General features: G+C 42.3%; 11 protein-coding genes. 8 read left to right on the forward strand and 3 right to left on the reverse strand.

Annotated features, from left to right (window positions below):
• Positions 1-110 precede the first annotated feature (110 nt).
• From SFRI_RS04385 to SFRI_RS04410, 6 genes are all read left to right on the forward strand, one after another.
• On the forward strand, positions 111-755 hold the full coding sequence (locus SFRI_RS04385; protein ID WP_011636328.1) for a cupin domain-containing protein: 645 nt from the start codon (positions 111-113) through the stop codon (positions 753-755).
• 86 nt (positions 756-841) lie between these two features.
• A complete protein-coding gene (locus tag SFRI_RS04390; RefSeq protein WP_011636329.1) occupies positions 842-1,459 on the forward strand; it encodes an FMN-binding negative transcriptional regulator in 618 nt (205 codons plus the stop codon).
• Between the two features lie 99 nt (positions 1,460-1,558).
• Positions 1,559-2,857, forward strand: coding sequence for an MFS transporter (locus SFRI_RS04395; RefSeq protein ID WP_011636330.1), 1,299 nt, complete (start codon positions 1,559-1,561; stop codon positions 2,855-2,857).
• A gap of 235 nt (positions 2,858-3,092) precedes the next feature.
• Positions 3,093-3,443: a HopJ type III effector protein gene (locus tag SFRI_RS04400; RefSeq protein ID WP_011636331.1), complete on the forward strand. Its 351-nt coding sequence runs from the start codon at positions 3,093-3,095 to the stop codon at positions 3,441-3,443.
• A gap of 175 nt (positions 3,444-3,618) precedes the next feature.
• On the forward strand, positions 3,619-4,167 hold the full coding sequence (locus SFRI_RS04405) for a type II secretion system protein (protein ID WP_011636332.1): 549 nt from the start codon (positions 3,619-3,621) through the stop codon (positions 4,165-4,167).
• A 382-nt stretch (positions 4,168-4,549) separates the two neighbouring features.
• On the forward strand, positions 4,550-5,038 hold the full coding sequence (locus SFRI_RS04410) for a hypothetical protein (RefSeq protein WP_011636333.1): 489 nt from the start codon (positions 4,550-4,552) through the stop codon (positions 5,036-5,038).
• A 117-nt stretch (positions 5,039-5,155) separates the two neighbouring features.
• Here SFRI_RS04410 and SFRI_RS04415 read toward each other — a convergent pair whose 3' ends face one another.
• The 3 genes from SFRI_RS04415 to SFRI_RS04425 are packed head-to-tail and all read right to left on the reverse strand — an operon-like array spanning position 5,156 to position 9,848.
• The gene (locus tag SFRI_RS04415) at positions 5,156-6,445 is read right to left on the reverse strand and encodes a cytochrome c (RefSeq protein ID WP_011636334.1); all 1,290 of its coding nucleotides are present in this window, start codon (positions 6,443-6,445) and stop codon (positions 5,156-5,158) included.
• Positions 6,442-6,978: a (2Fe-2S)-binding protein gene (locus SFRI_RS04420; protein ID WP_011636335.1), complete on the reverse strand. Its 537-nt coding sequence runs from the start codon at positions 6,976-6,978 to the stop codon at positions 6,442-6,444. Before SFRI_RS04420 ends, SFRI_RS04415 begins: the two co-directional genes overlap by 4 nt.
• On the reverse strand, positions 6,975-9,848 hold the full coding sequence (locus tag SFRI_RS04425) for a xanthine dehydrogenase family protein molybdopterin-binding subunit (protein ID WP_011636336.1): 2,874 nt from the start codon (positions 9,846-9,848) through the stop codon (positions 6,975-6,977). The genes SFRI_RS04420 and SFRI_RS04425 overlap by 4 nt, the downstream gene beginning before the upstream one ends.
• A gap of 910 nt (positions 9,849-10,758) precedes the next feature.
• Between SFRI_RS04425 and SFRI_RS04430 the strand changes: the two genes are divergently transcribed.
• Positions 10,759-12,387, forward strand: a complete 1,629-nt coding sequence (locus SFRI_RS04430; RefSeq protein WP_011636337.1) for a methyl-accepting chemotaxis protein — start codon at positions 10,759-10,761, stop codon at positions 12,385-12,387.
• A 336-nt stretch (positions 12,388-12,723) separates the two neighbouring features.
• Positions 12,724-14,010 (forward strand): acetyl-CoA hydrolase/transferase family protein, encoded by a 1,287-nt coding sequence (locus SFRI_RS04435; RefSeq protein WP_011636338.1) that lies wholly within the window; start codon positions 12,724-12,726, stop codon positions 14,008-14,010.
• Positions 14,011-14,424: the final 414 nt, after the last annotated feature.

Consider the following 14,424-nt stretch of genomic DNA (forward strand, 5'->3'; position numbering starts at 1 on the left):
TACTTTTGATGTTGGCTTATTCACATCCATAGGTACCATAAAGTACCTGCTGTTTTATCGATTGTTAAAGCCTTACAATAGTGGCAATTAAACGGTTGTAAGGTAGCAATATGTTAAACATGGATCTTAGCCAACGAGTGGTGATAAACACAGCCGATCTTGAATGGCAAAATAGCCCCGCTGCGGGCGTATTACGTAAACGCTTAGCGCGTGAAGAAGCCGAGCGAGGCCATGCGACCAGCATTGTTAAATACCAAGCCGGTGCTAAATTTAACTCACACCCTCATCCATTAGGCGAAGAGATTTTAGTGCTCGACGGGGTGTTTTCTGATGAAACCGGTGACTATCCCGCTGGCACGTATTTACGAAATCCTGAAGGTTTTGTCCATGCGCCATTTAGTGTGCAAGGTTGTACGTTATTGGTTAAGTTGCATCAGTTCCAAACCACAGACTCACAACAAGTGGCCATTAATACCAATGAAACACAATGGTTGCCGGGTCATGGTCAGTTGCAGGTTATGCCGCTTCATCAACATGGTACCGAATCGACCGCATTAGTTAAGTGGCCCGCGGGGACACACTTTCAACCGCACCGTCATTTTGGCGGCGAAGAAATCTATGTCATTAGCGGGGTGTTTATCGATGAGCTTGGCCGTTATCCTGCAGGTACGTGGATCCGCAGTCCGCATTTAAGTCAGCATAATCCGTATGTGGAGCAAGACACGGTTATTTTAGTCAAAGTAGGCCATTTATAACAATCGATAGAAACCCATAAAACGATGGCATTTAGTCATCACATTCATTATAAGAGGTTATTGATTATTTTAGTGAAGAGTGAATTATGCATGTACCTGATAAGTGGGATATGGGGTCTAGGGAGTTAATCCATCAGTTTATCAACCAATATGGTTTTGCGACTGTTGTGTCTAACGATTTAGAGGGCTCGCACTTACCTTTATTACTCATTGCCTCAGAGGGCGAAAATGGTACCTTGTATGGCCATTTTGCTCGTAGTAATCCGCATTGGAAACACATAGAAAACACAAAAGTGCTGTGTATTTTCAATGGCCCACATTCTTATATCTCACCCACCTGGTATGACTCCCATCCAGCTGTTCCGACTTGGAATTACAGCGTAGTACATGCAAAAGGCATTATTGAATTAATTGATGATGCGACCACCGCCCAAGTACTTGAATCTACCATTCAACAATACGAACCTTCATTGCTAGAAGGTAATGGCTTTATTCCCGATGGTTATCAACAAAAATTAGCCAAGGGTATTGTTGGCTTTAAGATTGTCATTGATGAATTACAAGGAAAGCAAAAGTTAGGGCAGCACCGTAACCAAAGTGATCAACAAGGTGTGGCGCAAGGATTATCACTGTCAAATAGGGTTGATGAAAAACAGCTATTAGCTTATATGATGAAGAATAACATAGGATTAGGTAATAAATAGTAGTTCAATTGTGCAAATCCAGTTAGGATTAGCCCTCTAAAAAGTCCATCAATTTAGTCTGTCATAATTCATTTCAGCATCACTCTTTAAGGATAAAAAGTGCATAGCGATATTTCTGTAGCGCGGTTTAAGCAATTTCCACGATTAATGTGGATATTGCTATTTGGCTCGTTTATTACCCGCGGTAGTTATTACATGGTATGGCCATTTTTGGCTGTTATCTTGTATGAAAAATTTGCCTTAAGCGCGACCGAAGTTGGTTTAGTGCTGTCGAGTGCGGCGATTATATCGGTTTTTACCAGTTTTATTGGTAGTGCACTGTCCGACCGAATCGGCCGCCACAAGTTAATGTACTTTACTGATGTGCTGTATATCATCTCGTTTTCATTGTTGGCACAAGTCGATTCAGTCAAAGGCTATGTGGTCGTCATGACTCTGTGTTCTATTGCTACAGCTATATGGCGACCGCTAACGTCTGCCACCATTGGCGACATTATTGACGATCCCAAAACCCGTGAACTGGCGATGCAATCTCTGTATTTTATCGTTAACGTAGGTTGCGCTGTCGGGCCAATGTTAGGTGTATGGTTAGGCTTAACCGGAAAACAGTCGAGTTTTTATATTACTGCGGCGGCTTTTGCTGCCTTGTTGGGGTTATTATTTTGGGGTTTTAGGCATCAAGCTCGCCAGACTCATTCATCGGCTCCAGAGCTGGTTGCAGATGGACTCATTCCTGTTATGGGTGATGCAACAGCTGCTGTTAAGCGTAAACCTGCCGCAATGAATCGGCGGCAAATAATGTCGATTTTATGGCAAGATAAATTACTGCAAGGTCTTATTTTTGCAAATATTTTGTGTATGTTTATTTATGCGCAAATGGACAGTTCGTTGATCCAATATCTTACTCGTTCAAATGCCCCCGATTTATTGACACTGATTTCGGCAATGATTTTTACCAATGCCTTAGTCATTATCTCTACCCAATTTTTATTATTAAGATTAATGGCTGGTTACAGTTTGGTACACCGAATTCAGTTTGGATTGATGCTGCTGGTTTGTTCGCAAGTTTGGCTAGCGTATAACCCCATTGATTTATTTTGGGGCTGGATTGGCGCCGTTGTTGTAATGAGCCTAGCTGAAACCATTTTATTCCCAACGATGAACGTGCACATTGACAGGCTAGCTCCTAAGCATTTACGTGGCGCGTACTTTGGCGCAGCTTCATTTTATGATTTGGGGTTTGCATTTGCACCACTGGGCGGCGGGATCATACTGGATCATCTTGGTGGGTATTGGTTGTTTATCATCGGCGCATTATTGTCGTTAGTGGTGATTTATTTATACAGTATGTTGGAAAAGCTACCACGGCCAGATTTTGCTGCACTAAAGTTGGATTAATTGTCGATGGTTTATGCTTGTAAACGCTATTTAATTTAACATTGTAGTAGGCAGTTACAGAGGGTCTGGGCCTCGTTTTGCTTTCGAGTTTTTAATCGTTCGCTTGAGTCTTTTTCACTATAGTAAATGTGATCATTTTGATAAGGTTTTGATCTACAGTCATCGTGATTTGTAGTGTTTATTTTCTTTTAATTCGATTTTTATTTTAACTTTAAATTAGGGCAGGGCATAACTTATGGCATCAACGGATATTAACCCGTTTATTTCATCGCTAACATCACAAGCAGATACCATTCGTTTTGAAGATACTATGGCTGTTATTGATGGTCATTATGACTTCACCTCAAGTGCATTTAAAAATGGTGATCAGCTTAATGAAGCAGGGCAAAATTCAGGTTCTTGTAAGGTGTTTGCGTTTGGGCAAACTCATCAGTTAACGGTGCAACAAACCTTGGCTATGTTTGGCCAACATTACCGAGATGTAGTGGCAACGCCTCAAGGGACGGATCATCAAAATATTCGTCAGTTTATGCAACATGGCTGGGATGGTATTTTGTTTTCGCAACAGGCATTAAAGGCTAAATAACCTAGGTGCTCAACAAGGCTCAATACAACAAGGCTCAATACAATACGCAAAACTATGATGAAAGCCTCTATAACTTAAGCTCGTGTTTAGGTTAAAATAATGTCTCATGTAATTGTTTTAAGTAAACTCTTTCTAGCTGAACAGTTTGTTTACTGTATCGGGAGGCATTCATCATATGATCAAACTTAACCGCGGTATAGTTTCCTCTCGTCAATCCGGTTTCACCCTTATAGAGCTTGTCGTTGTCATTATTATTCTTGGCGTATTGGCTGTTGTCGCAGCGCCTAAGTTTATTGATTTAAAAACAGATGCACATATTGCAGCAATCAAAGGTGCCGCTGGCTCAATTAAAACAGCAGTGATGTTATTTAAAACAAAAACATTAGCCTCGGGCAATGCGCTTACAGATACGGTTGAATTCTCGGGCGTTAAAGGCAGTAATTACCAACCTTGGGCCGCAGCGGCCAATACTAGTGGTAGCGGTTTTAATGCGGGTTATACAACGTCGTCAGAAATCTTTAAAGCGGCTAGGTTAGAAATGAATGATTGGTCATATCGCATTTTTACGTCTAATAGCAGCTATGCTGTTGTTGCAGCCCCAAAAAGTGCACTTGCCCTTGCAGAGCCGACTGCAGCCGAAGTTATTGCAACCAGTTGTTATTTTCAGTATCACTGGCAGAGTACTGGAGAGCCTGTCATCACAACGGTAATCGTTGGGTGTTAACGGTATTATTAAAACCTAAAGGGGCAAACGCACTCTTGTTTATCAATTTTTTGTATATTCTCTGCTTTTCTGTGTCCCTTTATCAACGATAAAAAAGTCTTAACGAGTAACGTCATAAGGATTAAAACATCAAATATTTCTGGGTTTATGCGGAACGAATAAGGTGTTGTTCTCACAAATGGCATTGAAACAAAAGTAACGATTATACGCGAACATTAATTAACAATAATCTAGATTAGTGTCGACAATAGTGTGCAATACGACTACCTTTACACCCATATCAACCGTATCATTAATAGTATTTGGTTTTTTTTAACGGTCAGGCATATCGCTGGTTAACTATTATGACAAGCGCCTATTTAATCGCAAAGGAATCCATTTTATGAATCGTCACATCATCCCATTGATCATTATCAGTACCTTAATGATGTGTTCATCAGGTTACAGCTTCGCTAAAGACAACGACTCGCATGGTAATAGCGGAAAGCATAAATCTGACAAACATCAAAAAAAGCATGATAAGAAGCATGATCACGAACATGAAGAAACTTATCAGACCTATTTTAGTAACGATCGCCAAGTCATCGTTAATAATTACTATTATACCAACCGTGATGCTAAGCATTGTCCACCTGGGTTAGCCAAAAAACACAATCGTTGCCAACCTCCGGGTAGTGCTAAGCAATGGCGCAAAGGTTACTCACTGCCAGCTGATGTTGTTTACTACGATGTACCATCTGCGCTTACTGTTCAACTAGGTCGTACGCCAGAAGGACAAAAAATTGTCCGTGTTGGTACTGATTTGCTATTGATTAGCATTGGTACGGGTATGGTGATTGATGCAATACAAGACCTTAACGATGTGTTGTAACCTCGTTGGGTAAACCTTGTTATGGCGTTAGTTTTGCCATTAATCGTTAGTGAAACGAAAAAGCCGACCAAGGGTCGGCTTTTGCTTAAACGGATATTCTACAACTGATTAAAATGGTTAATCGTGTTCGAATATCACTTCTTTTAAATCATGAATTGTATCCACACCTACATCGCCTGGCTGATTACTCCATGTGACGCGCAGATAATTGCTTAAGTCTTTAAGCTGTTCATCACTTAACTGATCGGCATAACCAGGCATGGCATAAAAGCTGGTGGTGGTATTGTAATGTTGGCTCTTTATACCTTTAAGCATTACCGCGACAACATTATGTGGGCTAGCTTTATCTAATGTGGCGTTACCGGCCATTGCCGGAGCAACATTAGGTCGACCTTCACCATTTTGACCATGACATCCAGCGCAATATCCCATGTATAGGTTATATCCTGGTAATTCACGCTGGTGGCCATTAAAGGTCAGCGCTTTAGCTGCAACGGTTTCGTCAGTATCAAGCAGATAACTGCTTACGGCATGCATGTCGGCATCAGTTAAGTGGCTAAAACTGTGGTAAACCACAGGATACATGCCACCAAATACCGTACCTTTGCGAGAATAACCTTCAGTAAACAAAGACTTTAAATCATCATGAGTCCAGTTTTGTCGGTTAAGTTCAGCAGGAGTAATATCTGATGCCTCTAAACCTTCGATAACAGCGCCTTGAAAATGCTTATCTTGCTCCATGGCAAATAAGCTGTCTCGAGGAGTATGGCATTCACCGCAATGACCTAGCGCATTGACTAAGTAATTACCTCGGTTCCAAGGCTCACTTTTGTCTTTTTTCGGTGCAAACTTTTCAGCATCATGGGCGATTAAGTTCCACGCCTTCAGGCCAAATCGAACGTTAAAAGGAAAAGAGACATCATTGTCGAGATTAGCTTGCTTGATGGGTTTAGTGCTCATCAAATAAGCATATATCGCTTTGGTATCTTCATCCGTTAACAGGCTGTAAGAGGTGTAAGGCATGGCTGGATACAAATTACCGTTAACGCCGACGCCATGATGCATAGCATCAAAAAAATCGTCATAACTGTATTTGCCAATTCCGGTATCTTTATCTGAGGTGATATTGGTTGAATATACCGCCCCAAACGGGGTTTCAAATGGCAGTCCACCGGTTAACTCTCGTCCGCCTACCGCTGTATGGCAGGCCACACAGTCGCCAATCTTCATCAGATAAGCACCGCGTTCGATGTCGCTACTGTTGCTACCAGCCTCATCAGCCGCGTTGCTGGAACAGGCGAATAAACCCAAGCCTAAACTTAAGCCCAAAGTCAGTAATAGATTTTGGCTGAGCTTTATTCGCGCCTTTACTAAACGGCTTAAGTGATATTGATATAATGGCTTCATGACAGGGTTAACCCCTCTGTCTTGAGGATTAAATCTTTCATCGCCGCATAGTATTTTACATAACCAGTACAACGGCAGACATGTTCGCCTAAGGCATCTTCGATAACTTGCTCAACGTTATCTTTGGCAATTGGTTTTCGCTCTAGTCGCTCAATTAACGCGGTAGATTCATTGACAAAACCTGAGGTGCACCAACCACATTGAAACGAAAAATGTTCTAAAAATGTTTGTTGTACAGGACTCAGAGCAGTGATTTCACCTTGAGCATTTTGCTTAGCATGGCCTTCAACCGTGCGAATACGTTTACCGTTGAAACGCTCGACGCCATTGATGCAAGTGCGGACGACTTCGCTCATACCTTGCTCGTCATCGACGATTACCGTACAGGCATGGCATACGCCTGCACCGCAACCAAACTTAGTACCAGTGAGGTTTAAATACTCATGTAAGAATTCAATCATCATGATGCCATCGCCGACGTCAATCGGGCCAACAGCTTGGTTGTTAATGGTTAACTTAATTGACTGGCTCATGCCATGGCCTCCTTGATTTTTTTCGCTGTCATTGGTAATTCGTAAAAACGTACTGCGGTAGCTTGATAAACGGCTTCAACCAGCGCAGAAACAACAGGTATCATGACCACTTCGGCGATGCCTCGGCTCGGATCGGTTTCGGACAACTGCGGTAAAATAGTATGTTGCTGGCTCCAAACGCCAACATGTCGTGCTAGCGGCACCTTATAGCGGTTGATATTCCAGGTGCCATTACCAGCACCGGCTTCAAATGGGGGTAATTCTTCATGCAGAGCATGACCAATTCCCATCGCGAGACCGCCTTGTATTTGGCCTTCAACTAACTCATTCACAATCACTTTACCGGCCTCTAACCAAGTGTGAGAGCTCAATAAACTAACTTCGCCATTACCTTCATTAACTGCGACTTCAACTAAGGTTGCGCACGGAGCATAGTAAGTCACCATGGCATTGTTTAGCTCGGCTTTAGGGTAGCTCATGGATTGACGATCGATTAAGTGATAGCCGTTTGAGCTCATGCGGGCTTTACGAGCAGCGCTACCATGATACTTATCACCTTCGCCGTATTGCAGCGCCAACGCATCTAGTGCTATGCGCTCTTTGGTTCCGAAAATCTCAAAATCCGCTTCAGCCCAAGCCCAACGGTTAAAAGCATGACCCATTACGCCAACCACTAAACCTAAATCGTGGGCACGTTTGGCGAGAATGTCGATTGAAAGCGGCGGAAAGCCCATGGCAGTTAGCTTGCCATCAGTCCAGCGGCCGTCGCGAGAGTGATTGAGATTAGTTTTACCCATTGGGGTGTTGAAATACAACTCGTTCCAAATAGACACCGCAGCAGGCCAGAGTCCGTGACGATAAATAATATCGGCGGCAATACGAGTGACGTGACTTTGATAATACGCCGACATAGATGCCGACGATGCCATCGCTTTAACCGGTGTCCAACGTGGATTTGCCGTCATTTCATCTTGGCGCTGCTGCGAAATAATGTATGGATTGTCGGTTTGCACTAATTGCATTGCATCCCAAATATCTATCTCAGCAAGTTTCACTTCATGCGCAAAACTACCTAATGACTCACTAACAACCACGGCTTGAGCCGTTTGAGTACCAGTACCCATTTCGATAAAGCCAATTTCTAAGGTTATTTTACCGTCTTTGGCTAATCTAATTGCTGCACTTGGTGCAGCAGCACCAGTACCATAATCTTTCGTTGCAATACCAAAACCAACGCCGTAACGCATGCCAGGATTTTTAGCTTCATAGCGCGCTTTATTATCTGCACGGTTTTGCCATACGGGAGCTTGTTCGGCCATGTCGAGCATTTCGCGATATCTCAGCGTGCCATTAGGGATAGCACCTTGAGTATTACGCTGTCCTGACTCCATCACGTTAGCCGCGCGTAACTTAAAAGGATCAACATTTAACTCAGCGGCCATCTCGTGGATCATGCCTTCCATTGCTGTCATCGATTGCAATGTACCGTAACCGCGCATCGAGCCTGCATCAGGGTTACGTGACGCATAAGATGTGGCGATAATATCGTTACGTGGGGTGTAATAAATGCTTTGCATTGCCGTCGCCCCAACAGAGGTGACCGACGGGCTGAAATTAACTCGACCGCCACCATCAACTGTCATCTGTGAGGTTAACGCTTGAATTTTCAAGGTTGCTTTATCAACGGCCAAACGACTTTTCATGATGAAAGGATGACGCTTAAGACCTGATTGAAATTGCTCAAAGCGGTCGTTAGCTAGCCGAACAGGACCGTTGGCGTAAATGGTTGCCAACACGCCATAATACGGAAATATCGAGTGGTCTTTAGCGCCAAAACCGCCACCAATATAAGGAGAATGCACCACTAGATTTTTGACTTTGTCAGCTAATGGCCCAGATGACAACATGTGTACGGCCATCTCTTGAAAGTCTTGCGGCGACTGAGAGGTAATAACGGTATGAAAGGTTTGGCTGCTGGCATCAAACCAGCCATTAAAGGCCTCAGGCTCCATCATCATAGGATCGATAATTTGAGTGCGATATTCGCGCTCTAATACTTGCCACTGTTGATCTGCTTTGGCACTCGCAATCTGTTTTTCTATCTCGCCAGCATAATACAGCCCGCGCTCAGAAACCGAGCCTTGAGCATTAGCATCACCTGACCATACCGGTTTGTGGTGCTTAACGCTGGGGAAAAACAGTCCATCGTGTAGTGGGCTATAAGTATCTTCACGGGCACCATTTTCGCCTTCAACCCGAATAAGACGCCAGCTGGCATAAGGGTCTTTAGTGTCTGAAACAAAGGCCGTTTTCTCACCAAATCGCAATAAAGTATTGTCGAACTGCAACAAAGATTTAGCCTGTTTAAAGGCTGGGAAACTGTCAAATAATAAAATGGCCACCGCATGACCAAGGTAATCTGCTGTTTGTCCCTCGGGCAATAACATATTGTCACCGTAAAACTCAGGTAACTTAACCTTGTCGCGTGCTAGATCTGCCGCAGTAATGACTTTATATGGCTTAGCTGAAGCTGGGAGGTGGTCGAGGGAGAAACCTTGATAAACATGAGATGCATCGGCGGCGCGCAAGATAAACGCGTAGCCTTGTTGTTTTGGCCAGCCAGCCATGTCCATTGCACGGTAGTCACGACCATATACTTTTTGTCCCGTGACTTTAGCGATACCGTCGTTGCGAAATTTGGGTTTAGATTGGCCGCTAACCTGAGTTTGCCACTGTGCAGCAAGTTCAGGCGAAATGATGGACGCATTGGCCCGACTCATTTCCCACAGTAAAGGCGCGGAATATACCGCGACCCCGCCAATAACACATTGTTTTATAAAGGTCCGTCTCGACGCGTTAGATACATCCATATCTCACCTCAGTTATTCTTAAGGGAAAAATCAGACGGCCTATTCATTGTCGTCCGATTAAGACTTATTTGCTTGATTGTCGTAGCATAATATTTTAATTGCGCTGAATCTAAATTAGCACTCTGTACGGTAACATATTGATATAAGGATGCATATTCAAGATTGTTATAGCGTTTCTTGAGTGGCTATCGTGGAGGTTTAATAATTCAGCATTTTGATGATTTAATCTGCGAATAAAGCTATTTAGTGTTCGATAGTCTAATCAAAACCGTTTCGTTTATGCTTTGATTATTAAAAAGTCATCATGCTTAATGGTTGAGATATTAATCTTGAGTGTGTTTTTTTACTATTTAATCAATTATATAGAAATACTTTCTTAACCTCGTAAACTGTACGTCATGGACCAGTTAGCGAAATTGGTTTATTAATATGACTCAGTTGAAGGGAATTATTTAGAACAATAATTATATTTTTGTTTATTATTGATTAATCTATTGAATTGTAAGTAAAAAGTTATATTGTTGTTTTGCTTTTGTCGTTGTCTTGGTTTTTTTAGTTACCCTTTACGTAAACTTCTTGTTGTTGATTTTAGCTACTCATAACTGCGAAATCTATTTTTTATAATATCGACATTCTAAGTTATCCAGATTTTTTCTTCGTTTCGAATCATTTTTCCTTATTTAAAATAATTTAATTTATTGATTTTTATAACGTTGAAAATATTATGCTTATATATGAGTCTATTTATAAATATGTGACTCATATATTTGATTGGCGTTATATTTTATATTACATTATTATCTTGATAACAATTTTGTAACACTTGCATTGGTTATTGTATTTCGTCGTAAAGTTCCTCCAAGGATTGTTCGGGCTTTTATCGTTAATTTATTTTTACTTGGTGGTCTATATGCTGAATTTTAAAATTAAACAAAAAATGCTCATTAGCTCGTTAATTCCATTAGCTATTCTCATCATAATTTGTGGCATTGCGGTGAATATGATGGGGAAAATCGAAGATGGAGTGATGAGGATCTATTCTGATCGCGTTGTACCGTTAGAAGATTTAAAAATCATTGGTGATGACTATGCTGTCTTAGTCATTGATGCAATAAACAAAGCCAATGCTGGTGGCTCAACCGCTCAAGATGCTGCTGAGACATTAATGAGTGCAAAAAGTAATATTGATACACTGTGGAAAAAATATTTAGCCACTAAGTTAACCCCAAAAGAAAGCCAACTTAGTATTGAAGCCAATGATATGTTTGGCCCCGCAGATGAGCAAATTGATTTTCTTATCAGTAAACTGCAAAACATGTCTGGAAAAATCCCAGGTCAATTGACCGATGACATTATGCCTTTATACGGGGTAATCGATCCTATTAGCGGTAAAATTGCCGAATTAGTGTCATTGCAAATAAAAGTAGCAGGCGATGAATGGCGATTAACTCAAGAGATATATCAATCATCAGTTCAGTTATTTATTTTCTTTACGTTTTGTGCTGTGGTTATCAGTGTAGTGTTAACCATTTGGGTACTGCGTAGTGTGATGAGGCCAGTGACAGATATTTTGATGAAACTAAAGCTCATTAAGCAAAACTCAGATTTAACCCAAGTGTTTACTCCTTATAATGATGATGAATTAGGCATGATTTCAACGAGCCTTACAGGCGTTATAACTCATCTAAGAGGCATTATTGAATCAATTTCAGATGCCGCAAATACTATCAATATTTCATCAGAAGAGTTGCAGCGTTTCACTGAAGAAACCAACCATAGAATGATACAGCAGCAAGATGAGTCAGAACAAACCGCAACGGCTATGAATGAAATGACAGCGACAGTGGCAGAGGTTGTTCAAAGTACCAACTTTGCCGCTGAACAGGCGAAACAAGCTAATAATCATGCTGAAAATGGTAATGTTATTGTTCAAAATTCAATAGACAGTATGTCGCAATTATCTAACCAAATTGGCACCACGGCGGAGGTGATATCTCATCTTGCTAAAGAGAGCCAAAACATTGGCCAAGTGTTAAGTGTCATTAAAGGCGTTGCCGAGCAGACTAACCTTTTAGCCTTGAACGCCGCCATTGAAGCCGCAAGAGCGGGTGAACAGGGGCGAGGATTTGCTGTTGTTGCAGACGAAGTACGTACTTTAGCTAAACGTACTCAAGACTCAACACTGCAGATTGAAACCATGATTGACGGATTACAAAAAAGTGTCGTACTTGCGGTTTCTTCAATGGATGAAGGCTTAGCCTTAGTGCATAGTGCCAATGATAAAACCAACAGTGCTGGCACCGTTCTCAATGAAATTGTCACTTCGGTCGACAGTATCAATGAACTTAACACTCAAATAGCTACAGCAGCAGAAGAGCAATCCTATGTAGCTGAGAGTATCAATAAAAGTATCATCACCATAAATGATATTACTCAAGCCTCATCCGCAGCGACCGAAAAACTCACCCATTCTGTTAACGATTTACAATCACTGGCTAGCTCAATGCAACTTCAAGTGGCGACATTTAAAATAGCCTAACATTTTCATTGATGAGGGCTGAAAAACTTCAGCCCTCCCTCGCAATCTCTCAGTTAACTTATCCGCATAACCCTGCATGGCTTAAAAGCTTGAGAGGTTTATGTTGGATTTTTATCATTTTCAACATAACCGAAACGATATTGTGATTGGCGTTAAAAAGTCAGTTTGATTAACTGAAGCAGATACCAATTAAGCATCATTTATTACCCATTAACGTACTGCATGTCTCAATTACTCAACTATTTTGTGCTAGCTCAACGTTACCACTACCAACACTATTAAAGGGTGAATTAACCGCTTACACTACAAATAGCTTAATTACCTTGAGTAATATTAATGAAACCAATTATTTGTAGCAGTGCATTAGAGGCCGTGTCCTTAATTGAAAATGGTGAAACCTTGTGGACTCATTCCATGGGGGCTACGCCCAAATTACTGCTCGATGCGTTAGCCCAACATGCGTTAACTAAGCATGGTTTAACACTATTGCAGTTGCATACCGAGGGTGCAGAGTCGTTAAGTGATCCCCGTTTAAAGGATCATCTACGCCATCGTTGTTTCTTTGCTGGCACACCCACGCGCTCGCTGTTGCAACAAGGTGATGCCGATTATGTGCCAATTTTCCTCTCTGAGGTGCCCAAGTTGTTTCGTTCCGGCGAACAGCATATCGACACTGCTATCGTTCAAGTTTCCCCACCAGATAAACATGGTATCTGTTCGTTAGGTATATCGGTTGAGGCAACGTTAGCGGCCTGCCAAATGGCGGGTAAAATTATTGCTCATATTAATCCTATGATGCCTCGCACCCATGGTGACGGTTTTATTCATTACAATAAGTTCGCTGCCGTGTATGAGCAGAGCATGCCTTTACCACAACATCTATTCGCCCCAAGCGATGCGATAAGCTTGGCTATCGGCCAGAATGTGGCCAAATTAGTACTTGATGGCGCTTGCTTACAAATGGGCATTGGCGCCATTCCAGATGCTGTATTGGCGTGCTTAACCGAACATAAAGATTTGGGCGTTCATACTGAGCTATTTTCTGATGGTGTGCTTAATTTGGTCGAGCTTGGTGTGATCAATAATAGTCGTAAGAAAGTCCATCCCGGCAAGACGGTGACAGGCTTTGCATTGGGTAGCCAACGACTTTATGACTTTGTTGATGACAATCCTTCGGTGATATTCATGGATATTGAGCAGGTTAATGACACGGCTATTATCCGCAAAAATCCGAATGTAATGTCAATAAACTCCGCGTTACAGGTCGATATTTCAGGGCAGGTGTGTGCTGATTCACTGGGCACTCAAATATACTCAGGTGTAGGTGGTCAGATGGACTTTATACGCGGCGCAGGCCTTTCTGAAGGCGGCCGTTCTGTCATCGCATTGCCCAGTACTGCGGCTAATGGCATAGTGTCACGGATTGCCACAGTATTATCCCCTGGCGCTGGCGTGGTAACCACCCGTGCGCATGTACACTATATCGTCACAGAGTATGGAACCGCTTATCTACGCGGTAAGTCGTTACGAGAACGAGCCCGTGCGCTTATCGATATTGCCCACCCCAAATTTAGAGAGCAGCTTTGCCAAGAAGCTTTTGAGATGTGGCGACTTAAGGTTTAAATACTGTTGTTGAACAGTTTGAGTCAATTTTTTCTTATTATGGCCTGCGGCCACTAACGTCGTGGCGCTTCGCCCACACCAGAGCAAAGGGGTAAAGCGCTTGTACCCCTTTGCAAACCCTCAGCGTTCCGGCAACATTTTCTGAACAGCGAAAAGGTCGCGACGGAAATTAATCTCGCTTTTGGCCTCGTTTGAATCCTTCTTCGGTCTTATTCGAAAATGCTAACGCTTCCGATGGTACATCCTGTACCGCGAAAGCTAAGCTCACATCCATGTGAGCTTCACGCTATTTTCTTCAACGTCCTCAAGTCCAGAGTTGAATCACACCATTTCCAAGTCAAGAAAACTAACTCGTTTTTGCCCCATTATGTGTTCAACTTACACCAGCATCTTTTACGTGTTTCGGTTTTTCTC

This window comes from Shewanella frigidimarina NCIMB 400 (assembly GCF_000014705.1).
Classification (GTDB): Bacteria; Pseudomonadota; Gammaproteobacteria; order Enterobacterales; family Shewanellaceae; genus Shewanella; species Shewanella frigidimarina.